This is a genomic window from Streptomyces sp. NPDC050988 (assembly GCF_044456225.1).
Lineage (GTDB): Bacteria > Actinomycetota > Actinomycetes > Streptomycetales > Streptomycetaceae > Streptomyces.
Map to the genome: position 1 here is coordinate 1 of NZ_JBITFQ010000002.1, position 25,512 is coordinate 25,512.

The 25,512-nt window shown below is 65.4% G+C and carries 13 protein-coding genes and 1 pseudogene; 8 read left to right on the forward strand and 6 right to left on the reverse strand.

All coding sequences use genetic code 11. The features are described from left to right. Window positions 1–108 precede the first annotated feature (108 nt). On the forward strand, window positions 109–2,460 hold the full coding sequence (locus ACIBEI_RS04780) for a preprotein translocase subunit SecA (protein WP_398885138.1): 2,352 nt from the start codon (window positions 109–111) through the stop codon (window positions 2,458–2,460). A 210-nt stretch (window positions 2,461–2,670) separates the two neighbouring features. Here the strand turns inward: ACIBEI_RS04780 and ACIBEI_RS04785 are convergent, their stop codons facing one another. Continuing rightward, complete coding sequence (locus tag ACIBEI_RS04785) at window positions 2,671–2,850, reverse strand: hypothetical protein (protein ID WP_398885140.1); 180 nt, start codon at window positions 2,848–2,850, stop codon at window positions 2,671–2,673. A 446-nt stretch (window positions 2,851–3,296) separates the two neighbouring features. Between ACIBEI_RS04785 and ACIBEI_RS04790 the strand changes: the two genes are divergently transcribed. Next, a complete protein-coding gene (locus ACIBEI_RS04790) occupies window positions 3,297–3,620 on the forward strand; it encodes a hypothetical protein (RefSeq protein ID WP_398885142.1) in 324 nt (107 codons plus the stop codon). A gap of 74 nt (window positions 3,621–3,694) precedes the next feature. Here the strand turns inward: ACIBEI_RS04790 and ACIBEI_RS04795 are convergent, their stop codons facing one another. From ACIBEI_RS04795 to ACIBEI_RS04805, 3 genes and pseudogenes are all read right to left on the reverse strand, one after another. Further along, complete coding sequence (locus ACIBEI_RS04795; protein ID WP_398886277.1) at window positions 3,695–4,450, reverse strand: class I SAM-dependent methyltransferase; 756 nt, start codon at window positions 4,448–4,450, stop codon at window positions 3,695–3,697. Window positions 4,451–4,674: 224 nt separating this feature from the next. Beyond that, window positions 4,675–5,414, reverse strand: a pseudogene (locus tag ACIBEI_RS04800) (transposase family protein). Window positions 5,415–5,619: 205 nt separating this feature from the next. After that, a complete protein-coding gene (locus ACIBEI_RS04805) occupies window positions 5,620–6,024 on the reverse strand; it encodes a hypothetical protein (protein WP_398885144.1) in 405 nt (134 codons plus the stop codon). A gap of 72 nt (window positions 6,025–6,096) precedes the next feature. On the opposite strand from ACIBEI_RS04805, the gene ACIBEI_RS04810 reads away from it, so the two are divergent. Both ACIBEI_RS04810 and ACIBEI_RS04815 read left to right on the forward strand, forming a co-directional pair. After that, window positions 6,097–7,722 carry a (2,3-dihydroxybenzoyl)adenylate synthase gene (locus ACIBEI_RS04810; protein WP_398885146.1) on the forward strand — a complete coding sequence of 542 codons (1,626 nt, stop codon included), beginning with the start codon at window positions 6,097–6,099 and terminating at the stop codon, window positions 7,720–7,722. Between the two features lie 4 nt (window positions 7,723–7,726). Further along, a complete protein-coding gene (locus ACIBEI_RS04815; RefSeq protein ID WP_398885148.1) occupies window positions 7,727–8,947 on the forward strand; it encodes an FAD-dependent oxidoreductase in 1,221 nt (406 codons plus the stop codon). A gap of 67 nt (window positions 8,948–9,014) precedes the next feature. Here ACIBEI_RS04815 and ACIBEI_RS04820 read toward each other — a convergent pair whose 3' ends face one another. After that, complete coding sequence (locus ACIBEI_RS04820; protein ID WP_398885150.1) at window positions 9,015–18,593, reverse strand: amino acid adenylation domain-containing protein; 9,579 nt, start codon at window positions 18,591–18,593, stop codon at window positions 9,015–9,017. 357 nt (window positions 18,594–18,950) lie between these two features. On the opposite strand from ACIBEI_RS04820, the gene ACIBEI_RS04825 reads away from it, so the two are divergent. Genes ACIBEI_RS04825 through ACIBEI_RS04840 form a run of 4 tightly spaced genes read left to right on the forward strand, consistent with a single transcriptional unit; the run spans window position 18,951 to window position 23,546 of the window. Further along, complete coding sequence (locus ACIBEI_RS04825; RefSeq protein ID WP_398885153.1) at window positions 18,951–20,624, forward strand: ABC transporter ATP-binding protein; 1,674 nt, start codon at window positions 18,951–18,953, stop codon at window positions 20,622–20,624. Continuing rightward, window positions 20,621–22,384: an ABC transporter ATP-binding protein gene (locus ACIBEI_RS04830; RefSeq protein WP_398885155.1), complete on the forward strand. Its 1,764-nt coding sequence runs from the start codon at window positions 20,621–20,623 to the stop codon at window positions 22,382–22,384. The genes ACIBEI_RS04825 and ACIBEI_RS04830 overlap by 4 nt, the downstream gene beginning before the upstream one ends. Beyond that, the gene (locus ACIBEI_RS04835; RefSeq protein ID WP_398885157.1) at window positions 22,381–23,238 is read left to right on the forward strand and encodes a class I SAM-dependent methyltransferase; all 858 of its coding nucleotides are present in this window, start codon (window positions 22,381–22,383) and stop codon (window positions 23,236–23,238) included. The genes ACIBEI_RS04830 and ACIBEI_RS04835 overlap by 4 nt, the downstream gene beginning before the upstream one ends. A 56-nt stretch (window positions 23,239–23,294) precedes the next feature. Beyond that, window positions 23,295–23,546, forward strand: coding sequence for a phosphopantetheine-binding protein (locus ACIBEI_RS04840; protein ID WP_210587078.1), 252 nt, complete (start codon window positions 23,295–23,297; stop codon window positions 23,544–23,546). Window positions 23,547–23,621: 75 nt separating this feature from the next. On the opposite strand, the gene ACIBEI_RS04845 is transcribed toward ACIBEI_RS04840, so the two are convergent. After that, a complete protein-coding gene (locus ACIBEI_RS04845; protein ID WP_398885159.1) occupies window positions 23,622–25,475 on the reverse strand; it encodes an SIP domain-containing protein in 1,854 nt (617 codons plus the stop codon). Window positions 25,476–25,512 lie beyond the last annotated feature (37 nt).

Genomic DNA, 25,512 nt, shown 5'->3' on the forward strand with positions numbered 1-25,512 from the left:
GACTAATGGTCAGCTCCGAATGCGCCCTGCTCCCCCAACTGAGCAATCCACAGGTCAGCGCTCAAGGATCTGCTCACCAAAAGAGGACCGGGACAGTTGGTGACGCTCATGGGCACGTTCGCCGGAGCCGACGACCCTGCGACGGCGGTCGGTACAGCGTTCGACAACGCCGTCTCCGAGTTCGCCACGAAACTGCGGCGATTCGACGCGATCCGGCTCATCGAAGTAGCTCGTCAGCGGTTCCTGCCGATGGCGCCTGAGGGAGAAGTGCCCGTCGCCGCTGAGGCCGGCGCCGCGTACCTCGAACTGCTGGCACTGGTTGCTCTCGCTGTCCAGGGGACGGCAACGGATGGCGCCCCCGTGGCCGAGGATCAGGAAATGAGCCACTTCGTCTCCGAGGCGAAGGGTGAACTCGACGGGATTCTCCATCTTGCACAGCTGCGGTCCTTTGCCGCCGTTGACCCGACCGACAAGCTCGCTCTGGTGTCCATCCTCATCCGGGGAGCCGAGGTGTGGATCCGCAACCCGTCCTACCCGGAGATGGTCAAGAGCACCAACCTGGCACTCCTCGACGGCAATCCGAAAGTCCGCGCGGCCCTGAACACCCAGCTCGGCTTCGACGCGACCGATGCCCTGACTGTTCTCGACGCATGCCACCACCTGCAAGAGGCCAGCCTGAACGACCGCATCCACGCGATGGGGGGCGCGGTGTTGGATGCGATGGAGTCGGCAGAAGGAGGCCAGGGCGACGACGGGCTGGCGGAGCTCGCCAGGTCCAGCTTCATGTCGATGTTCGAGCCCGACGCCGCCGAGGCCACGGTCGCGATCGACGACATCATCGCGCACACAGGGATTGCCGAGGAACGCGTCAGAGCCGTTGTCGAACGGTTCCGCCTCGACCTCGAGACGGACACTCCGGCAGACGTCATCGACGCGTTCACCTCCGGCAAGAACCCGATGCGCATCCGGCCGCTCATCGTCGGCAACAACGGGCGCGCCATGCTGGCGCACCCGGCGCTGAACGTGTTTGCCGTCCGGGAGAACCTCGAAGAGCACCTGAAGACGTCGACGCCGGTATGGAGCGAGTACGCGAAGCACCGCGGCGGCCTTCTCGAGTCCCGCACTCGCGCCGCGCTCTGCCGCGTACTTCCGGGAGCCCACTTCCGGGACGTATTCGAGTACTACGTGCCCGCGAACGACGGCGAAGCGAAGGCCGCTGATCCGGCGAAGTACACCAAGCGCGTCGAGGGTGACCACTTCGTCGTCCTCGACGAGGTCGCGATCATCGTGGAGGACAAAGCCGTCGCCTTGAGCGCCCTGTCCCGCGGCGGGAAGACGACACGCATCCGTACTGATCTGACCGGCATCATCACGAAAGCGGCCGAGCAGGCAGGCCGCATCCGGGATGGAATCGAACGGGACGGAGGCCTGCGCATCAAAGGCGAAGGCTGGGTGGACCTCAGCCACATCCGAGAGATCCACACCATCGCCGTCAGCCTCGACGACCTCTCGACCGTCCTGACCGCCACCGCGGAACTGGTGCAGGCCGGACTGCTCGCCGCCGACAACATCCCCTGGACGGTGTCCCTGCACGACCTCGAGCTGATCACCGAACTCGTCGCACGCCCAGCCGAGTTCCTTCTCTACCTTCGCCGGCGTCGCGACCCTGACGTCACCGTCATGTTCCGCGCACCGGACGAACTGGACCTGTTCCTCTACTTCTTCGAGGCGGGCCTTTGGGTCGAGCCCGACCCGGCACAGGTACGCGCCGCGTTCCCGTTCCTTCCCGAACCGACCACAGCCCAGCTGAGCCGCTACCGCGCGCAGGAGCCGTCCTTCCTGACCAGCCGGACGGACCCGCTCGACCAGTGGTTTCACACCAAGGAACGCGCTGACGCGAGTCCCGGACCCGCACCCAAGCCAGCCATGGCGCACTCTCCAATAGCGCCCCTACTCGACGAACTTCAGTCACGGAACGTCACCGGATGGCTCAGTATCGGCGCGACGCTGCTGTCCCTGGCAACACCCGCCCAGCACAAGTTCGCGCGCCATGCTGACGAACTCCTGAACAATCCGCACCCCAATGGCCACGGCCGCAGCCTGACCGTGCCTATCACGCACAGCGTCGACCCGGCCGAAGGATGGCTGTTCGTCTGGGCCACCCGCCCAACGGGACAGGACCCTGCCAGCACCGAGAAGAACCTCCGCGACTATCTGCGAGCCAAGAAGCACCAGCTCGGCCTGCCGCGGGGCGTCGTCTTCCTGTACGACGAACCGACCCGCGATCTCGTCGGAGCCTTCTACGACGGACACATCGGGCCACTCGACAGCGCTCAGACAGCCACCCTGCGGTCCTTGCGGCCCGCATCGGACCTCCAGCGCTCGATCCATCCGAACGCCAAGCGACCATCGCGCGGCACGAGGAACACTCCGAAGCGAAAGCAAAAGCCGAGACGCTAGCAAGCATCTCCGCCGCACCACCGACTCTGAGGCGATGACAGCAGCCAGCAGTTCCGGGCAGAGCACGCACAACCCTCGAAAGCAGCGCCGCACTCGATGGCGTCAATGCCACCTGCCGGTCCGTCAGCGCCCGCTTCGGCCAGCTCCGCCCTGACCACGAGGGCGAGGGTCGCCCCTTCCCGGCGACAGTAGGCCAGCGGCCGGCCCGGTTCATTCGTCCGTCTCGGCCAGCAGGTCGGTGAGCTGATCCACCGCCCAGTCGAGGAAGGCCATGGCGGTGGGTACGCACTGCCCGTCACCGCGGCGGATCTCCTCGCCACAGACGGCCCTGACGGCCCAGCACAGCGTGTCGTCGTCCTGCGGACCGCAGGCCAACCCTCGACGTCGCACCCACCAACTAGACCCACCTGACCAGCAAAAACAGCCATCCCGCCATACCAGTCTGCACGAAATTGACCTAGACATTCGTCATTGGCGTCACCGTGAATCAGTAGAAACTGTCCGCTCATCAGACCTGCTCAGGCACAACATCCCACTGACATCGCGATGACGCGCAGACACTGACACTCGCATGCAGACCATCAACTTCTGCTCAACGGATTGCAGATTGACAACCCGTCACATCCTCCACCCCCGTTGCACCTGTGCACGGCGCCTGCAACCAGACGGGGGACGTGCGCTTCGTGTCTACCTGCTTCTGTCGGTAGTTGGTGACGTCAGTTGTTCGTGAAAGCTGACGGCACCAGGTGATGGCCCAGAAAGATGTTCGCGAATTCTGACGTCACCCTCGGGGTTGCGGTGTCAAGCTGGATGCGCTCAGTAAAGGAGCACCCCCGATGCTGCCTGGCCAGTCGAAGGTCGAGTTGTACGCCGCGCTGCGGCGCAACTCCCGCGATGGCATGTCGAACCGGGCGTTGCAATGCAAGTACGGCGTCACCTGGAGCACGGTCAACAAGGCCCTGACCTCGGCTTGGCCGCAGCCACGCACGACAACCGCTTCGGCGCGGCCGTCGAAGCTGGATCCGTTCACGCCGCTGATCGACGAGATCCTGCTCATTGATCTGGATGCGACCAGGAAACAGCGCCACACCGTCACCCCGGATCTACCGCCGTCTGAACGACGAGCACTCCTCGTCCGAGGCGTTGCGTTGACCACTTGAACCGGCACCGATGAGAGGGCGCAAGCGTCCTGCGAGCAACCGCGCGGTCCGGCCAGGGACTGAGAGTCCGGTGTTCATACCTTGCTCGCGACCACCATGTAGTTCTCGGCCTCAAGATCGAACGTGCTCAGTTCCGTCTGGAGTCCGACCCGGTGCAGCTCGACTGCGAGTTCCTCGTACCGGTAGGGCCAGCAGGACAGCAGTTCCGAGCGGACAAGAACCAACCCGGTCGCATCAACTTGTGCGATCGCAATCTCGATGTGGTGCTCCTCCTCCCAATGCGGCGCAATCTCCCAGCGGTAGACCACGACGGCATCGCGACCGTTCCGGCGGACGAGTCGGTCACTGATCTCCAGCCGGGAACCTCTGGCCCTCACGAGTTCCCAAGTGCGGGATGTGAGTACCAAGCGCCCGCCGGGGCGCAGAAGCCGTGACATCGACTCCAGAGCAGCACCCCTGCCTGTCGCGCCCGCGGCATGGTGAAGCGAGTTACCAACGCAGAACACCATGTCGAACGTGTTGTCCTGGAAATGGTCGGGCAACTCTTCCCAGTTCGCCCGTACGGCCCGGACGGATGCCCCGAACTCCTCAGACAACTCTGCAGTCCGACGAACCATCGCCTCGCTGGCGTCAGTTGCGACAACCTGCATGCCACGACCGGCGAGGCCAACCGCCAACTGTCCGGTTCCGCACGAACAGTCGAGGACGTGAGCGTTCGACGGCAGGAGATTGAGGACGTCGTCGAACGACTCAGCGAACTCGGCTGGAGGCAACTTTGCATCCGAGATGAGCCATTCGTACACCTCGGCAAGCACGTCATAACCTGTCACAACCACTACCTCCGTCACGCGGCAGACTCACGGTAGGACGTCAGTCCATCAGCGGAGCAAGCCGGGCACCAATGGTTTTCGCAAGGATGGCTCTGACGGAGTTGTGGATTGTCAGTTGTCCATCTGAGTGGATGTCACCGGCTGGTTAGCTGGGAAGTTGTTCGTGAGAAGTAGTGTCACTCGCGGCGTTGCGGTGGCAAGGTGAATGTGCTCATTGAGCTTCTTCAGCGTTGGCGCTCCAGAGTGAGGATGGCTTTGGCGAATGACGTCACGCGATTCGGGCCGCACCGGGATCTGCGGAAGATCCGCCAGGACTTCAGGCATGCGACGCCGCGCTCGACCGGTGTCCGTGCCGCGGGCCAGGGCCCGGATGAGGGTCTTCTCGGTGAGGGTGAGTTCCTGCAAGAGTTTGCGTTTGATGCCGGTACTCACCCAAGGGCCGCCGCCCTGGTAGGCGAGGTCGGCCAGAATGGGGACGCCCTCACGCTCACAGATACGGATGATCCGGTGGGTGCCGGCCGCGGTCAGGTCGTGCGTTCGGCCCGGCAGTGCGGGTGAGAGCCACAGCAGCCGGCCGCCTGGATCGGTGACCACCTGCACGTTGACCCCGTGCCGGCGGTGCTTGGCCGAATAGTCGGCCCGCTCGTCGCCGACCTGGTCGCACTCGGCGAGAGTGCCGTCCAGCAGCATCGGCTTCGCGCAGGACCTTCAGCAGACCCGGCGCGCGGTCGGCGAGTAGGTGGATGACGGCGCTGGTGTAGGCGTGGACGGTGGACTCGCTGATCCCGAACCCGGCAGCGGTCTTCGCCAGGGTGGTGTGTTCGCGTAGGTACACCAGTGCCACCATCGCACGCTGGAACGGGCGGAGCTTGCATCGCCGGTCACCCTCGCGGGTGACGACGAGCATGGTCACCCATTCCACGAGCGCATGGGGCAGGTCGAGTGCGGCAGGATAGACGACCAACGAGGCCCCCGAGCAGCGTGGTTGAGACGTCAGACATCTCGATCAACAGCCCGGGGGCCTCGCTCGTTGCGGTTCGTAGGCCGTCACCTGATCGGTGGCCAGCCCGAAGAAGCTCACCGGTCCCCAGTGAATCGTGGGGTACACGGCCGCGAGCCGGGTCAACATCTGCACCTCGCCGGCAACGGTGACGGCCTCGTCGACTCCATCAGGCAACGGCTGGTGGACTTCGGCGTCGATGCCGGCCGAGGCGATGCCCAGTGAGCTCGTGACCGCCGCGGCGCGATTCCCGTCGCAAATGCATGAGACTGCCCACCACTCGGTCGGGCCAGACGGGTTCGCGGTTCTTCCCCGCCAGGATCGGCACGGACGGATGTTCGAGCCGGAACAACACCTGCCGTGCGCAACAGCGAACCGTCGTGAATTCCGCGCGTGGTGTTGGTACGGCGCGCGCGATCATCGCGCATTCCTGCGGCATCAGCGTATCGAGGGGTATGTCGCTGGTCCCCTCGTCGACCTCGATGTCTTCGGGTAGCAGCGCCGCGATCCCGGTTCCGCCGGTCACGTGATTGACCGACACTGTGCGCGTCCCCTGGCGGACCGGATTCAGCACCGCTGATCATGGAAATGTTAGGATAGCCTACCCTCATCCGGGCTGGGAGGCAGCTCCTCGAAGGGAAACCAATTGAGCATCGAACCGCTGGCCCTTGACGGGGTCGTTCCGTTTCCGTCGGAGACGGCAGCCAAGTACGTCGCCGAGGGATACTGGCGCGATCAGACGCTGCCGGAGCTGCTGTTCGCCACCGCGGAGCGCTCTCCCGACAAACTCGCCGTCATCGACCGCAAAGCCGAGTTGAGCTATGCACAGCTCACGGACGAGGTCCTACGCCTCGCTGCCGGCTTGCAGGATCTGGGGCTGAGCCGTGGCGACCGGGTGGTGGTACACCTGCCCAACATCTATGAGTACATTGCCCTCGTCTTCGCCTTGTGGGAGCTCGGGGCGGTTCCCGTCGTCGCTCCCATCGCGCACCGCCGTGCCGAGATCGAGCACTTCATCGAGATCGCCGAGGCGCGTGCCTACATCACAGTCGCCTCGGACAGCGGCACCGATCTCGCTGCGATGGCTGCCGACCTGAAGCAGCGTTGGCTCCATCTGGAGCACACCGTAGTACTCGAACGTGATGGCGGCGGCGCTGAGTACAAGGCGTTGCAGTCGAAGGGATCGCTCGAGCACGCGCGACGGTGCAGCCCGCAGGACGTCGCTCTGTTGCAGATGTCAGGCGGCACGACGGGTGTTCCGAAGCTGATGCCGCATACTCACCAGACGTACGGCTACGCACTACGGCGAAGCGTTGGGGAACGCGGCATCACCGAGCGCACTGTGCATCTGCTGGTCATCCCAATCTGCCACAGCATGTCGACGCGTTCGCCTGGATTCCTCGGCGCGTTCAGCGTGGGCGCCACCATCGTGATCGCGCTGAACGGCAGCCCCGACACGGCGTTCCCGCTGATCGAGAAGCACGGGGTGACCCGCGCTTCGCTGGTGCCCCCGATCCTGCTGGCCTGGCTGAACTCCTCGCTCCGCAAGCGCTACGACCTCTCCAGCCTGAAGACGCTCATGTGCGGCGGCGCGAAGCTGACCGAATCTGTGGCGAGCCGGGTCGAACCGGAGTTCGGCGTGCAGCTGTCGCAGAGCTTCGGGATGGGCGAGGGCCTCGTCGTCAGCAATCCCGCCGACGTCGATCGGGCCACCAGCGTGCGCTACCAGGGCCGGCCGGCCTCGGCGGCCGACGAGTGCATCGTCATCGACGACGAGGGCAACGACGTGCCACCCGGTGCACCCGGCCACTTGCTGACGCGAGGACCGTCGGTGATCCGCGGGTACTACCGCAACCCCGAGCAGAACGCGCTGGCGTTCACCAGCGATGGTTTCTACCGCACCGGTGACATCGTCGAGCGGGACGAGCGCGGCTTCATCAGGGTCGTGGGAAGGTCGAAGGACCAGATCAACCGGGGCGGCGAGAAGATCGCGCCAGAGGAGCTGGAGAACGCGCTGCTCACTCATACCGGCGTCCACAACGTCTCCGTCGTCGGTGTCGACGACGAGGTTCTCGGCGAACGCATCAAGGCGTACCTGATTCCCCGGACGCCGGAAAGCGCGGCCGAACTCACCTTGGGCAAGCTGCGCCAGTTCCTGCGCGAGAAGGGTCTCGCCACGTTCAAGCTCCCCGATGTCGTGGAGGTCGTCGACGAGTTCCCGTACACCGCGGTCGGCAAGGTCAGCAAGCGCCTTCAGCGCGAGCTGAGCTAGACGCATGTCGAACGAGACCACACGTGTCCTCGTCGTGGGCGCGGGCCCTGTCGGAATGGTCTGCGCGCTGGCGTTGAATCGGCGCGGTATCCCGGTGACCGTTCTCGAGTCCGAGCCGGCGCCGGTGCAGGATCAGCGCGCGGCGACCATCCATCCGAGCACACTGGAGATGCTCGACGACCTGGGCATCACCGAGAAGATCCGGGCGCACAGTCTGCTCTCGAGCACCTATCGCTTCCACGACCGGCCTACCGGAGAGGTCGTCGCGGAGTTCGATCTCGGGCGGCTCAAGGACGAGGTCCGGTTCCCGTACGTACTGCAGTACGAGCAGTACAAGCTGACCGCTGCCATCGCCGAGGAATACGCGAACGAATCCGACTTCGACGTGCGGTTCTCCCACACGCTGACCGGTCTGACCGAAACCGCGAGCGGCATCGAGGTGGAGTACACCTCACCGGCCGGCACAGAACGCATGGCGGCGGCCTACGTCGTCGGCTGTGACGGTGGCCGATCGACGGTGCGCAAGTTCGCCGGCATCGAATTCGAAGGATTCACCTATCCGGAGCGGTTCATCAAGATCGCGACCAGCTTCGACCTCAAGACCGTCAAGCCGGATCTGGCGTTTCGCAACTACTTCTCCGACCCCAATGAGTGGGCCAACGTGTTCAAGGTGCGGGGAGAAACGCCCGACGGGCTCTGGCGAGTGATTCTGCCGATCGGCCACGACGAGGACGACGCCACCGCGTTGTCGCCGGCGCGCGTCGAGCAGCGGCTGCAGAAGTTCCTCCCGAAGACCGGCTCGTACGACGTCGAGTACCGCAACGTCTACCCGGTCAATCAGCGCGTGGCCGCGACCTTCCGTCAGGGGCGCATCCTGCTCGCCGGCGACAGCGCGCACGTCAACAACCCGATCGGCGGCATGGGCATGAACGGCGGCATCCATGACGCCATCAACCTGACGGAGAAGCTCGCGAAGGTGATCGCCGGCGAGGGCGGCGACGACCTGCTCGACCTTTACAGCCGCCAGCGCCGCCATGCCGCGGTGAACTACGTACAGGCCCAGACGATCGCCAACAAACGGCTGTTGGAAGAACGCGACCCCGAGGTGCGTCGACACAACTTCGACGAACTGCGCCGCACCGCCGAGAAGTTCGATACCGCCCGCGCCTACATGCGCCGCGCGGCCCTGTTCGACAGCCTGCAAGACGCTGCCGCCATCACCTGAGCCATCGGCTCCGAGTCTGGTGCAGTACGGCTCGGCTCGCCGTACTGCACCAGACAACGAAATCCACTCAGTCGACCAACAAGTTCGTCAGCAGTGGGCCCCATTTCAGTAGACCGGAATCGGGCTCCAGGATGGACTGGTGGTCTTCGTCTTCAGCGACGAAGAACGAATAGTTGGTCAAGTGGCTTTCCCATCCCAGCGCATCCTCGCGGCCCAGCTCCGCCACTCGGGGCGCGTGAGTCGCGGATGACGCGATCACTAGCGTCTCGATGTCGAGACTGCCCCGCGTCGGCGCAGACGTCAGGACGTCACAACGACGGCCGGCCGTCTCGACAGCCTTGAGTTGCTTCGCGTCGGCGAGCAACTCGTTGAACGCTTCCTCGCCGAAGGCTTTCAGCATTTCGTCACGCATCGACTCGGCAGATCCCGGTCGTACGAGGCGCTCCGTCGAGTTTTCTGAACCGGCGGGCATGGCATCCACGATCACCAGGGGGCCGACGCGTTCCCCTCGGGAGAGAAGCTGGCGCGCCACGGCATACATGATGTGTGCGCCGTACGACCACCCCAGCAGTTCGTACGGTCCGGTCGGCTGCAGCCCCTGGATGACGTCGGCATAGGTCGAGGCGAGGTCGTCGAGGTCATCGAACTCGATCTCCAGGCCGATGATCGCCGGATCATCGATCCCGACCAGCCCGACCCCGTCCGGGAGGTATCCCGCCAATTCCGAGTACATGGATGAGGCGCCGAACTTCGGGTGCGCGCAGAACAGAGTGCGGCCGTTCAGGGACTGAGTGAATCGGGTCGCGATCGCGGTGATGTCGACCTCGGCATCGGCGTCCGGCTGCATCTTCTTGTCGACCACCGCACTCAGTTCGCCGATCGTTGAAGCGGAGATGACGTCCCGCATCGCTATGTTCACGGGGAACGCGCGATTCATCTGCGACGCAAGCCGCATTGCCGCGAGCGAATGCCCGCCCAACCGGAAGAAGTCGCTTGCGGCGCCCAGGACCAGTCCCTCGTCGAGGTCGAGCACAGCACGGAAGACCGCGGCCACCGCCAGTTCCGTCTCCGACTCGAGTGCCCGGCCCACGCCGGCTCCGGACGCGGCCACGTCAGCCGCAGGCAACGCTCGGCGATCCAGCTTCCCGGTCGGGGTGAGGGGGAAGGACTCCACCGGGACGAGGGCTGCCGGGACCATGTAGTCAGGCAGGTACCTGGCCAGATGGCCGCGCAACGACTCACTGATGTCGAGGTCCGCGGTCGTGCTGTAGTAGGCGGCCAGTTGTAGCCCCGTGGCATGCTCGAAGGCGACCACTTCGGCGCGCGTCACGTCGGGGAACTTTTGCACCACGTCCCGGATCTCGTCCGGTTCGATGCGATAACCGCGAATCTTGATCTGCTCGTCGGCGCGACCGAGGTAGTCGATCATCCCGGCTTCGTTCCACCGGGCGAGATCTCCGGTGCGATACATGCGTTCCGCGGGTTCCCACGGGCAGGCGACGAAACGATCGGCGGTCAGCGCGGACTGGCCCCAGTATCCGCGCGCGGTTCCTTCGCCGGCCAGGTAGAGCTCGCCGGCGACACCGGGAAGGGCAGGTTGCAGGTTCTCGTCGAGGATGTAGGCCCGGGTGTTGAAGATCGGCGTCCCGACACTTGAGTTGGTGCTGTCGGCCAGGTCGGCGCCGAGGGCGTTGATGGTGTACTCGGTAGGTCCGTAGAGGTTGTACGACTCGACTCCGGGGGCGCCGCGCAGCTGTTGCCAGAGCCGGTCGGGGACGGCCTCGCCACCAAGGGAGACGAAGACGACACCGGGCGCATCGGAGGACACGGACCGGCCGGCCGGCCGGTCTCGCTCGAGCAGCCCTTCTTCGACCAGCAGTTGCCCGTAGGACGGGGTCACATCGAACCCGTCCATGCAGACCTCGTCGTAGTGCGCCAGCAGCCGCTGATGGTCGCGTCGCATCTCCTCGTCGATGACGTGCACCTCGTGGCCGTTCAGCAGCCAGAACAGCTGCTCCCACGAGGCGTCGAAGGAGAAGGACGTCGTGTGCGCGATCTTCATCCGGCGCCCGCGCTGGTGGTCCACCACCCGATCGAAGATCTTCTCGACGTGGTTGACGTACATATTTGTCAGTCCGCGGTAGCCGACGGCAACTCCCTTGGGCCGTCCGGTGGTTCCCGAGGTGAAGATGATGTACGCGAGGTTGTCGAGCGAGACCTGCCCGCCTCGTTCCGCTGCCGTGACCGGAGTTGCAGCAATCTGCGCGAGGCGATCCACCGTCGTTGCGGAATCCAGGTTGATCACCTTGCCGACGGTGCCGGCGAGCCGATCCACGTCGCGGTCGGTCACCAGAGTGACGGTCGGTTCGGCGACCTCGAGCATGTAGCCGATCCGTTCGTCCGGCAATTCGCTGTCCACCGGGACGTAGGCGGCTCCAATGGCGAACACGGCGAACATCGCGATGACCGTGCGCTCGTCGCGCGGCAGCAGCAATGCGACCCGATGCTCTGGGCACACTCCCTCTTCAAGGAGCAGGCGGGCGTAGCGGTTCACCTCAGCGAAGAACTCCGTAAAGGTGAACCGACGATCGCCGGCGACAAGCGCCGTCTCCGATCCGGACAGCCGCACCTGCCGGTGCAGCAACTCGGCGACCGTGACCGGTTCGATGTCGCGGATGAGATCAGCGGCGATCCCCGTATGCGGGGCAGTCTCGTCCGGCAACAGGGCGGACAACATACCAACGGGCTCGTCAAGCCGGCGAGTAAGGGAAACGAGCACCTGGACGTAGCGCTTGAGCAACAGCTCCGCGGCCGGGGCATCGAAAACGTCCCGGCGGTAGGACAGGCGCACGTGCACGGTCGCCGCTCCGTCGCGTTCTTCTGGGTCGACCGCGAACGTCACTGGGTAGTGTGTCGCGTCATCGACCTTCGCGTCGACGACCTGCAACCCGGCTGTGTCTTGCCCCGCAGCATTGCCGAGCGGCACGTTCTGCACCACGAACAGCGTGTCGAACAGAACTGGAACGCCTGCATTGGTCTGGATCTGTGTCAGAGCGGCTTGCGGATAGTCGATGACGAGCAGTTGCTCGGACTGGACCTGGGCGAGCAGCTGCCGATTCGTTTTGAACGGGGGCAGACTCACCCGCATCGGGACCGTGTTGAACAGCAGCCCGATGATTCGGTCGGCGTCGGGCAACGACGGCGGCCGACCGGAAACCGTGTTGCCGAATACAACGTCGTTGCTGCCGGTGAGCCGGCTGAGCGCGATCCCCCAGGCGGTCTGCAGCAAGGTACCCACCGTGACCTTGGCGTCTCGTGCGGCACCGAACACCATCGCGGCCTCTGCCGGGCTGAGATCGAGGTGAAGTTCACCGGTCTCGCTCTGTGCATCACCGAGGTCGACGAAGTCAGGGCACAGCAACGTCGGGCCGGCCAGTTCCGCGAGGTAGCCGTCCCAGGCGCGATAGGCGGCAGCGGGATCCTGGTCGTCGACCCAGTCCAGGTAGGAGCGGAAAGACGCCGGTCGCACGCGATCGACGTATCCGTCATCGGCGTAGATGCTGAGGATTTCGGCGAGCAGCGCGTTGATGGACCAGCCATCCAGCAGGATGTGTTCAAAACTCATGACCAACGTCCACGCTTGGTGGCCGTGTTCGAGCAGGGTGAACCGGATCAGAGGCGGGACCTCGAAGTCGAACGGCTCACCTCGCTCGGCCGCCAGGAACTGCTCCACATCGACCCCGCGGCCACCCCACTCTTCCAATCGGATGACCCGCACCGGGACTTCGACACCGGCCGGGATCACCTGTACGTCCCCGGGAGGGACGAACGCCGCCTGGAGGTTGGGGTACCTCTCCATCGCACTGGCGATGGAGGTCGTCATCCGCTCGGGGTCGAGATCTCCCGCGATCTGTCGGGTGATCTGCGAGACGTAGGTGTTGTGGTCGTCGGATTCCTGGGACCGCAGCAGGTGATAGAACAATCCGCGCTGCAAGGGGGCAAGCGGAAGGATCTGGGCGTCGTGCCCGTAGCGGGCTCGGATGGATTCCTCTTCGCCGGGCGTCAACGTGACCCGGTCGGCGCGACGCAGAGTGAATGCCTCTCGACGCTCGCGGCCGGGGGCAGGGACGCCGGCTCCGGCAATCTCTTCGGTGATGGCGGCGGCCAGTGCCTCGGTGTCGACATCAACGGTGTCCGCCGACTCCACCCGGACGCGGACGACGCAATCGTCGGGCCCACGACCCGCGATGAGGACATGGATGTCGAGTCCATCCTCTGGTACGCCGACACCCGCAGCAGGCTCGGTGATCAGCTCCGCGTGGCTGCGGAACACACCTACGCGGATCCGTGGGATCGGAAGATCATCGAAGAAGCGGCTGAACCGGGGGTGTCCGGCCAGCGAGGCATATTCGGCCGCTCGCTCCGGGCTCAGCCCGATGACATCGCCATCGTCGAGCAGCACGGGGAATCTACGCGTCATCAGGGGACCGTCGGACTCATGGAGTTCCACGAGCAGATCACCTTCAGCGATCTCGGCCAAGGCCTTGGCCACGGCCGCCAGGACAACGGACCGCAGAGAGGTTTCGTCTGCGGCGGGAGCCGCTCGTCCGGCCGTGACACTTGATGCTTCCGAGGCCACCGAGTCGCCTCGCTGCGGCAGCACAGTGGCGGTCGCATCAGCGAGCTGATCTACCCAGTCCTCCCAGAACGGATCGTCAAGGACAGCCGCCAGTTCGTCGTCCTTGTATCCAGACGCGGCCCGAGCGGACGTGGCGACGACCATCGGAATTTTTGCCTGATACGCAGTGACCAGCTCGGTGAGCTTCTCCCTGACCGCATCCAGCATCTCAGGATTGCCGGTCTCGGCGACCAGTTCACCGGCGCCGCTGTCGCGGATCGCCAAGCGCAAGGCGAGGCTTGTTCCCGACAGGGCGTGACTGACGTGGTCGATCGCCGCCCGCCAGAGCGGAGCCGCGCTGATGTCGAAATCTTCAAGCGGCAGATGGAAGCGGCGAATGTCACCGACGTTGTTGTCAGCTTTGGTCCGGGCCTCGTCGCCGGCACGAACGATCTGGGCGAGTTGCTTGACCGTCAGATCCGGGTGCTGGGATCCAAGCACAAGGAAGCGCGCTGTTTTCCGCAACAATCGTGACGTGGTTTCCGCCGAGAACAATTCGCGGGCCGCGTTCAGATTCATTCCGAATGCGCCGCTGTCGAGTCTTTCGATACTCGACACGAGATCGAACAGCGCGGGCTGAGCTGCCAGCGGGCCATCCGCAGTGTTCGAGGCGTAGTTGGTGAGCGTCGACGCCGCACCCGAATCTCCACCGCGATCCACGTAGGCGGCCATCACCTGGAAAAGCGGACTGATCCCGACCTGCCGAGGCGGGTTCACCGCCTCGACGACGTGCTCGAACGGAACGAGCTTGTGGTCAGCGGCTTCGAGCATGCGATCGCGGCAACGGAGCAGCGTCTGCGCGAACCCGGTTGCAGCGTCGACGTCGGCGCGCACCACGACGGTGTTCACGAAGTACCCGATGAGGTCCTGCAATTCGGGCTGGTCGCGCAAACTGGCCGGGGTGCCGATAGGTACCGTATCTCCGGCACCTTCATCCCAGAGCGCCAACGAAAATGCCGCGATCAACGCCTGCAGCGGTGTTGCCTTGTGCTCGACCAGGAATTCGTCGACCGTTGCTGTCTCATTGCTGGTGAGGGACGTGGTGGCAGGTCGTATGGTTCGTTCTTCGGATCCGTCGCGTGGCTGGTCGAGGGGTAGGACGGTTTCCGTCGGGAGATCTGACAGCGTGTCCTGCCAGTACCGCAGGTCCGATTGATAGCGAGACTCCGGATCTCTCCGGCTGCCCAGCACATGTCGCTGCCAGACCGTGAAGTCGGCATACTGGATCGACAAGGGCGCGGCCTCGGTGGAATTACCGGAAGCCGCTTCGAGATAGAACCTGTTCAGCTCGTGAACAAGGATCCCGAAGGAATCCGCATCGGTGACTATGTGATGCCCGTAAGCTACCAGCACATCGCCATCGGAATGGCGCAACAAATGAAACTTCAGCCCGAACTCGGAGGTGAAGTCAAGTGGCAGTGCGGCAACCTGAGCGATCTTGTCGCTGAGCGACTCAGGACCGACGTGTTCGACCTCCAGGACCGTGGTGTCGTCGTCGGGTTCCGCGCAGATGACCTGGCGGAGCGATGAGGTCTCCTCGTCCGGCACGAGGATCGTACGCAAGATCTCGTGACGAGCGACTACCCGGCGTACCGCCGTTGCCAAAGCATCCAGATCGAGCCGCACGCCTGCTTGCAGCACGATTTCAGTCCGATAGATCGGACGCCCTGCGATCTGCTCTGTGAACCAGAGTGCCTGCTGTCCGTATGAGACGGGTAGTGGGGTTGGGCGTGGTAGTTCGCCGATTCGTGTGCTGGATGTCTCGGTGGTAGCGGTGGTGGTGTCGGCGATGCGGGCGAGTTCGCTGATGCGGGGGTGGTCGAAGACATCGCGCAACGTGAGTGCGGCGCCGAGCAGCGCGTTGGCGCGTGCGACGACTCGTGCGGCCAGCAGCGAGTGCCCGCCCAAGCGGAAGAAGTCGCTGTCCACGCCGAGATCGGTGTTGTCGTCGAGGTGCAGTACGTCGCGGAAGATGCCGGCGAGGGCGATCTCGGTGGCGGTCTGCGGGTGCCGGCCATCGGCTGCACCCGCGGTCAGGTCTGGTTGCGGCAACGCGTGGCGATCCAGCTTCCCGTTGGCGGTGACGGGGAATCGGTCCAGGCGTGTGAACGTTGCGGGGACCATGTAGTCCGGCAGCGATCGTGCCAGGTGCTCACGGAGTACGTCGAACGGCACCGCATCCACGGTGCTGGCCGTGGTGCTGGCCGTGGTGCTGGCCGTGGTGCTGGTCGTGGTGATGTATGCGGCGAGGTACTTTCCGCCGGCGGGATGGTCCAAGGCCGTGACGGCCGCACCCGACACTGCTGGGTGCTGTTCGAGGACGGCACGGATTTCACCGGGCTCGATCCGGTACCCGCGTATCTTCACCTGGTCATCACTGCGGCCGAGGTACTCCAACTGTCCCTGGGAGTTCCATCGCACGACATCGCCGGTGCGATACAGCCGCGCGCCGTCGTCACTGAACGGATCAGCCACGAATCGGTCAGCGGTCAGGCCCGGGCGTGCGACGTATCCGTCCGCGAGTTGCACTCCACCCAGGTACAGCTCTCCCGCGACACCGGCCGGTACGGGACGCAGCCACGCGTCAAGAACGTGCGCTTTCGTGTTCGCGACCGGTGCACCGATCGGGGTGTTCTCGGTGTCGGTGAAGATGGCCGCTGTGCCGTCGCCGGTGACCTCGGTTGAACCGTAGAAGTTGTGCACTATTGCTTGTGGTGCGGTCGTTCGCATGAGGGCCGCAGTGCCCGGGGTGAGCGCTTCACCGGAGGAAACCCAAGACCGGACCGTGGTCAGCGCTGCGCGTGCGCCGTCGTGACGGACGAGGACATCGGCCAGACTGGGCACGGTCAGCAAATGTGTGACGCGGTGTCGGACGATGGTGCCGAGCAGGCCGGCGGGATCCTGCGCCGTTTCCGCGGGCACGACCACGATTCGGGCACCGGCGATCATCGGCCCGAACAACTCGGTCACAGCATCGACAAATCCCTCACCGCTCTTCGAGAGCGCCACATCATCTGAGTTGTAGTCCAGCACTCGCTGACCCCATACGAGGCGGTTCACCAGACCACGGTGCGAAACGGCAACGCCTTTCGGGTTGCCTGTCGTCCCTGATGTGAAGATCACGACAGCTGCGTCGAGGTCATTCAGCGGCCGCGTCAGAGCAGGGGCGGTTTTCTGGCCGGTGGCCAGATGCTCCTGTATGTCGCGGTCATCGATGCGGAGTAGTGGTGCGGGATGTTCGCCCAGTGCGTTTTTGTGTGCTTCGGCGGTGTGTTGGTCGGTGATCACGACGCTGGGTGCGGCGTCGTCGAGGATGTGCCTGACGCGTTCCGCGGGGTATCCCGAATCGATCGGCACGTAGGCCGCTCCCGCGCGGATCACTCCGGTAAGCGCCACGACCAGGTCGACCGAGCGCGACATGGCGATCGCGACGCGGTCCCCAACCCGCACGCCCTCATCCATCAGAAGGTGAGCGAAAGCGTTGACCCGTGCATCGAACTGGCTGTAAGTGAGTTCGATGCCGTCGTCGGCGACGACCGCAACCGCGTCCGGATCAGCCACGCCCCGGCGACGCACCAGCGCGTCCACCGTCCCCGACGCGTCCACCGTAGCCGGCGCGATATCAAGCGTCTCGCCTTGCGCCCACGACGGATCCAGACCATCAACACCGGGTGTGAATCCGGTACTCAGTTCGTGCAGGGTCTGGGCCGGAGACCCGTCGAGGACGCCGTTGAGGAAACGGCTGAATTGTTCGGCGTGCAAGAGCGGATCGCTCGTGGCCGATCCCGTGGACAGCTCCAGCCGGATTCCGGAGTCCGGGTTGCGGTAGATCGCGAGGTCGAGTGATCCGACCGGGCCGGTGCTGATCGTTTCGGAGACCGCGGCAATGTCACCCAGGCCCGGCGTTGAATCGAAGAGTCTGATGTTGATCGTCGGGAGCGTGAGGTACGAGGCTTGGCCGCTTGGCCATAGACGGGCGATCTGGTGATCTTCGACAGTCGTGTGACGCCGGGAAGTCTTCAGTTGGTTTGCGACGATCTCAAGGACGTTTTCGAAGGTGTGGTACGGGCTGATCTCGGTGACGACCGGGATTGCCCTTGAGATCGCGCTTGGTGTTCTCAGTGATTCGCGATCGTCGCGCAACATCAAGGGAACCCGGACCGCTACACAGTCACGACCGTCGACCAGAGCGGTGTAGACGCCCCACAGCGCGATCAGGGAATCGGTCCAGGAGACCCGTGCCGTGCGGGCGAACTGCTGAACCTTCGAGTAGGTGTCGTCGGGTATCGGGACGACAACTGGTTGGCTCGAGGATACGAAGACCTCGGACAGGTCTTCCACGTTCTCGTGGCCAGCGAACTCGATTCCGAGGATGCTACTCCAATACGCGGCACCTTCTTCGATCTTGGAATCGCCGGAATTCTTGGCGCCTATGACGCTCTTCATGCTGCCGAACCAGCGGCCCGGGACCAGATCGCCGGCTTGCATCGCGGAGTAGACCTCGAAGACGCGGCGGATGAACAGAGAAATGCTGTAGCCATCAACGAGCAGGATGTTGGTGATCAGGATCCATGCCCAGGTGCCGTTATCACGACGGACAAGGGTCGACTTCGTCGTCGGTTCCCCGGCGGCAGTGGCTGGTGCTGCGGCGAGTTGCCCGCGGGCCAGAACCCGGATCTCGTCGTCGCCGTGGCCCGCATCCACGATCTCTGTCGAGAGTGCCATGGCGGCGTCGACGTACTGAAAAGGGACACCGTCCTCGTCGCCGAAACGTACCCGCAACGCGTCGGTCTCTGCGAAAACAACACTGACCGAGGACGCGAACAGGGCCGGATCCACCGGGCCGTTCAGCCAGATCAGCTGACCCGCACAGAACACCGAGGACTCAGGGGCAAGCCTCCGAGCCACCCAGTTGCCACGCTGACTCGCAGTCAACTCCACACGATCAAAAGCCGTCAACGGAAGCACACCCACTTCTCTTGAGACCAGATCGAGCCGACCGAGGCAACGATCACTACAACCTCAATGAAGGGTAGGCTAACCTTGCCCCGTGCCACCACCCATCCCCCCACCCGACCGAGGAGAAGCCTCCATCAGGTACGACAACCGCCCCGCGACGACGGCCTGTTGGTGTTCGATCCCGGACAGGTCGTTCCAGGAAGACGGACTCTCCCGAGCCCGGCAGCAGCGAGTGTGGGTGGCTGCGGCGCTCACTCAGCACACCGACATCCTGCTGCTGGGCACGGACCGGGGGCGGCCATGAGGAACGCCTCGCACTCCGACCCGTTGGGGCTGGGGCGGGGACCTTTGACCCGTCGGTTGCCCGTGCTTTGGCAGGCGCCCACCGATCCGCCCGAGGTCCAGCCGTTCGAGGCCGGCTCGGGGACAACGGCCGGTCGATTCCTGTTGCGCGTGATCCTCTCGGTGCGGCGGGTCTCCGTTCCCGCGGCGCTGGCCGCGATCGTGTGGCAGGTGGGCGAGGCTGCGGTCCCAGTGGTGATGGGCCTTGCGATCGACCGGGCGTTGGCAACCGGGAACGCGGGGCAGTTGGTGCTGTGGCTCGGCGTACTGGTGGCCTTGTACATCGGGTTGACGGTGGCGGCGAAGTTCGCTGTCCAACTGACCGCGTATGCGATCCAGTTGCTGCAGCACCGCCTCCGGAGCACCCTCTCGACCGGCGTACTTCATCCGGTCGGCGGCAGCGTCCACGCGCCGGGCGGCGGCGTCGTCTCGCTGATGACCAACGACGTCGCCCGCCTGGCGAACGGGGTTCAGCTCGTGATCATGCCGATCGCGAGGATCACGACCATCGGATTCATCGCCGTATCGCTGTTGACGACGCACTGGCTACTCGGGCTTGCGGTGCTGGTGGGGGCGCCGGTGGCCGTGTGGTTGATGGGCATCCTCAGCGAGCGGCTGTCCCGGGACACCCGCGAGTACCAGGGGCTGCTGGCCACCACAGTCGGACTGGCCACGGATGTCGTGGCCGGCTATCGGGTGGTCAAGGGGATACGCGCCGAGGCCGAGGCGACCAGAAGGTACCGGCAGGCAAGCCAGGAGACGCTGGTCGGCGCCAAGCGCAATGCGGGACTGCTGGGTGGGTTTCTGATGGGCTCCGGTGTGGTCACCGGCACCTTCGTTGCAGCGGTGATGGGGCTGGCGGGCTGGTTCGCCGTGGACGGGCAGCTGAGCATCGGCGAGCTGATCGCCGCCGTCGGTCTTGCTCAGGCGCTGCTGCCGCAGATCCAGTCGATCGCGAACGATTCCATACCCAACCTCGCCGGAGCCCGCGCCTCGTCCGCGCGCATCCTCGACGTGCTGAAGACCGACGTCGCCGTGACGCCCGAGCCTGACGACGCGGCGCGGCCGGTGGTTCAGCAGCTGCCGGTGCTGGAGGTGTCCACGCCCAGCGCGATGATCCGGGTGGAGCCCGGCGAACTCGTGGGAGTGCGCACCGACGACCTGACCGCTGCCCGCGTCGCCGAGGCGCTGCTGGATCCGCGCGGGCCTGGCAGCGAGGTGACGGTGCGCCTGGACGGGATCGCCGCGCGGGAGTTGACTGCGCAGGAGTACCGCTCCTGGGTCACGTTCACGCCGCACCGGGTCACGCTGTTCAGCGGAACGATCCGTGACAATCTCACCGCCACCGGGGCCGCACCCGAGCTGGTGACAGCTGCGGTGCGAGCTGCGGCTTGCGGTGATTTCGCCACCGATCTCGACCTCCCGGTCGGCGAGGACGGCAATCGCTTCTCCGGCGGCCAGCTCCAGCGACTCGCGCTCGCCCGCGCTCTGGCGAGCGACGCGCCGGTGCTCGTGCTGCACGACCCGACCACGGCGGTCGACTCGGTCACCGAGCACACGATCGCGAAGCGGCTGCGGGACGTCCGCGTGGGCCGCTCGACCCTGCTGATCACCTCCTCCCCCGCGTTGCTGGGCAGTTGCGACCGCGTCGTCGACCTGCTCGAGGACGCACCGGTACACGCAAGGACAACGTCATGAGCGGGACATCCGCGGCAACCGGGCACGCGCTGCCGGTCGCGGGCAGCAGGGAGACAGCCAGGGAGGTGTGGCGGCTCAGCCGCGGGCACCGGCTCCGGCTCGCCGCTGTCGGAGTGCTGGGGATAGCCAGCACCGGCGTCAACGTGATCCCGCCCGTGATCATCGGGTTCCTCGTCGACCGGGTGCAGGCTGGTACCGCCGACCTCGGCACCGTGCTGACGGTCACGGCCGTCATGGCGCTCTCGGCAGTTCTCGGCGCGGTCGGCACCGCGGTGACGATCGTGCTCGCCACCCGCATGTACCACACCATCCTCGCCGCGCTGCGCGAACAGCTCGTGGGCCGCGCCATGACACTCCCTCAGCACATCGTCGAACGCGCCGGGACCGGGGACCTGATCTCCCGGACCAGCGACGACGTCACCGCCATAGCCGATGCCGCACCCGCCGTGATCCCCGCGCTCACCGTCAGCGCGTTCACCATCGTCGCGTCGCTGGGCGGGCTTGCGGCACTGGAATGGCCGTACGCCGTCGCGTTCGCCGTCGTACTGCCCGTCTACGTACTCGTCATGCGCTGGTATCTCCGCATCGGCCCGCGGGTATACGGCGCCGAACGCGCAGCGATGAGCGCGCGGGCACAACAGATCCTCGAGTCCCAGCGCGGCTACGCCACCGTGCTCGGGCTCGGGCTCACCGAGCAGCGGCACCACACCGTGATGGCCGCGTCCTGGGTCGTCGCGGTGCGCACACTCCGCGCGCGCACCGTGATGGCCATGCTCAGCCTCCGCCTGAACCTCGGCGAATGTCTGAGCCTGGCCACCGTCCTCGTCGTCGGCTTCGTCCTGATCGAGGCGGACGCATCCACCGTCGGCGGCGCCACCGCCGCGACGCTGATCGTCCTGCGCCTGCTCGGGCCGATCAACGAGCTGCTGTACGTCGTCGACGACATCCAGTCGGCCCTCGCATCGCTCAGCCGCATCATCGGGGTCGCCACCATCCCGGAGGAAGCGGGCGAGCCGACAGCGACAGCGGACACGGGCATCGCCGTGCGGCTTCACGAGGTCGCATTCAGCTACGGCGACGGCCCCCGCGTGTTCGACAACCTCACCCTCGACGTCCCCACCGGTCAGCGCATCGCTGTGGTCGGCGCCTCCGGGGCCGGCAAGACGACGCTTGCCGCCGTCATCGCCGGCATCCATCTACCCGACGCCGGGACGGTGGCCCAGCCCGGCCGAACCACGTTGATCACCCAAGAGACGCACGTGTTCGCCGGCACCCTGCGGGACAATCTCACGCTCGGCGCCCCCAAAGCCACCGACCACGACATCCACACAGCGCTGGACGCCACCGGGGCAGCCGGTCTGCTCGACCTGCTGCCGGACGATCTCAACACGATGATTGGGACCGGCGGGCATCCGCTCACCGACGCACAGGCTCAACAGCTCGCCCTCGCCCGGCTGCTGCTCGCCGACCCGGAACTGGCGATCCTCGACGAGGCGACCGCCGAGGCCGGCTCCACCCATGCGGGGTTGTTGGACCGTGCCGCCGAGGCGGCTCTGCGTGGTCGCACCGGGTTGGTGATCGCGCATCGCCTCTCCCAAGCCGCGACCTGTGACCGGATCGTCGTCATGGAACACGGCCGGATCATAGAGACCGGAACACATGACGAGCTGGTCGCCGCTGGTGGCGTGTACGGCGGGCTGTGGAGCGCGTGGGAGGCCGGACGGAGCATGAACAACAAGTCGGGAAGGACTGACTCATGACGGGAAATGCTGTCGGCACGCCGGACAACACAGCGGTACGGACCGCGTTGTGGCGCGCCTTGCACACACAGGTGGACGAGCCGCCGCACGTCCTTGAGGACGTGCTGGGTGCCCGGCTGGCGCAGGACGACGACGGATGGCGCGAGCGCGGAGACATGGTCCCCGACGACTCGCGAGGAAAGCGCGCCACGGTCGTCGGGCGGGCGCGGCTGACCGAGGACCTGGTGGCGCAGGCCGCGAGCCGCGGCGTGGATCAGTACGTGATCCTCGGCGCAGGCTTGGACACCTACGCTCAGCGTCATTCCGATGCGGGCTCGACCATGACCGTCTTCGAGATCGACCAGCCGGAGACGCAGAGATGGAAGCGGAGCCGGTTGATCGAACTCGGATATGACATCCCGGATTGGTTGCGCCTGGTTCCGGTCGATTTCGAAGCGAATGACGACTGGTGGGATCGGCTGCAGGCGGCGGGATTCGATGCCTCACGTCCCGCGGTGGTGTCCTGGCTGGGGGTCACCATGTATCTGACCGAACAGGCCACGACGGCGACCCTCAAGCGGGTGGCGAGTCTGCCGTCCGGCTCCTCGCTGATCCTCACGTTCTTCCGCCATCTCGAAGATCTCGCGCCCGAGGACGTACAGATTCGGCGAGCCTCCAGGGAGGGTGCGCGGCGGGCCGGTACGCCGTTCATCGGCTTCTACACTCCCGGCCAGATCATCGAACTGGCACGGAAAGCAGGTTTCGCCCACGCCGAACACGTCTCGGCAACCGACCTGGCCGATCGCTACTTCGCGGGCCGGACCGACGGCCTGCGACCGTACAGCGGCGAGGAAGCGCTGATCGCCACCGTGTGACACAGCCGGCTGGAACTGTCAGAAGAGGTTGGGCAAGCAATGAACGAGGAGTCCTGATGAGCCTGAGCACCGAGCAGTTGATCGCCGATGTCGCCGACGTGTTGTACCTCGAACCCGCGGAGATCGACTACGAGTTGAGCCTCCGCGACCAGGGGATGGACTCGGTGCGCCTCATGGATCTGGTGGAGCGGTGGCGCACCGCGGGAGTGGACCGGATCGACTTCATCACCCTGGCCGAGGACTCCCGACTGGGTCACTGGATCGAGGTCATGGAGAAGCTCCAGGCTGGTGACGAAGTGGCTTCATGACCCTGCGGTAGGGGCGGTCGCCGGGCTCGTCGTGGACGACCCGGCCGGACTGCTCGGCGGGCCCACCACCTCAGGTCACGTCGCCAGCACTCGCAACGTGTTACCCCATCCGACGAGCGACGTCGCGATCACTTTGAGTCCGGCGCCGGCGATGACCGCCTCAAGTTCGTCCCCGGTGCGGTATCCGGACCCGTGGAGCGTCAGCCGCAGAATGTCGAGTTCTGCGTCATGTTCGTCCAACTCGTCGAGATCGAGAGTGTCCTCCACCAACAGCACCCGGCCACCGGGGCTCAGGCTCTCAGCGGCCCGCTGAAGAATGAGCTTCGCCTCCGCGTCACGATACTGCCCGAGCGTGTCGAGGATCAGTACGGCGTCCGCGGGTTCGGTCTTTTCGAACACCGACTGCTCGACAATCCGTATCCGGTCGCGTCGCGTCGCATCCGCAATGCTGATCGGAATGTCCCTCCGGAACCAATCCGCCGCGGTGGGGAGCGCCACGATGGTCACCGTCGCCTCCGGATGCCCCGCAGTGAGGTAGTCGGCGTGGACCACCGCACCAGCCGCGTGGACAACCACCTTGCCGACGCCCCCGAGCACGGGTGACTTCGCGAGGGGCTCGGCGAGTACCTGCGCGAACCGGGACTTGTTCTCCAAACGCTTGTGCTCAAAGGTCGCATCGCTGCGGAGGGCGTCCCAATCTTTGCCGGTCACCGACTCCAGCACCGGATGATCGTGGCGGACCGCCGCTTCAAGACCGTGGAAGGCCTGCGTCATGCGGAACTCGACCCCGCCGGAAACCAGGTGATCGAGCACGGACTCGTTGGTCAGAAACTCGCCGGTCTCACTGAGCTTGTATTCATCGCCTTCTTGTTCCAGGAGTTGGATCGCCTGCAAGTACCGCAAGAACTTCGCCAGGGAGCGTTCGTTCGCGCCGATGTGCTGCGCGAGCGCGGGTACGGTGCGCACTCCGCGGCTGATGCAGTCGGCGATGCCTAGATTCGCGGCCGCCCGAATCGCCAACGGCGGAAGCAACTCGGACATCTCGTGGAACTTCTCGAAGGCCTCGTCGTTGCGCTCGGGGTCCGGCATGGAGGGGTCTTCGTCCAACGCCACAACCTCTGCGCGCCGCCAGTAGCCGGTGAAGTCGATGTCGGACTTGTCGACACCGCGCTCCTCGACGAGGTACCGCCGCAGATCACGTACGACGGACTGTTCCCCGGCGAGCCAGGCGAACATCGAGCCCTCTCGCCGGCCGCCGGCCTCGCTTACTGCCCGCAGCAGCAATGGCTCGGATCCCGCTGCCAGTCCGTTCCGCACGACCCAGGTCACCTCGACACCGGGGCGTTCCGGGAAGTCGATCCGGTGCGACTCCTCGGCCACCTCGATGTAGACCTCGGCCTGTGCTTCGTCGGGCAGTTCCCCGAGCAGTCGGTCGATCGCCGGAATGGCCGTGTCGTCGCCGACAACGAGGTACCAGTCGTAGCCTTCGGGCCGCTTGGTGGAGACCGAAGGTCCCCCGACGTGGAGGCGATCGCCGGGGTTCGCCCGGTACGCCCACGTCGTCGCGACGCCCACACCATGTTTCACGAAGTCGATGTCGAGCTCGCGAGCCTGCGCGTCGTAACGTCGTACCGTGTAGACCCGCCACAGCGCCGGCGGGTCGGCCGGCCACCTGTACTTGCCGTCCTTGTAGACCGGGACTACCGGCTCGCTTTCGCCGGGGTACGGGAAGATCAACCGGACGTTGTCGTCGAAGCCCTCGCTGGCGAACTCGGGGAAGACTGTACCGTCGCTTCCGGTAAACGATCCCAGCTGATCACCGGTCAGGGTCACACGGCGCATCCCGGGAGTGACATCGACAACCCGCGCCACCTCCAACTCCCGCAGGACAATGGTGTGTACGACGGTGGGGCGGGCACGACGCGGCACGGCGACTCCTCATCGAGCAGGTCAGAATCAAAACCTT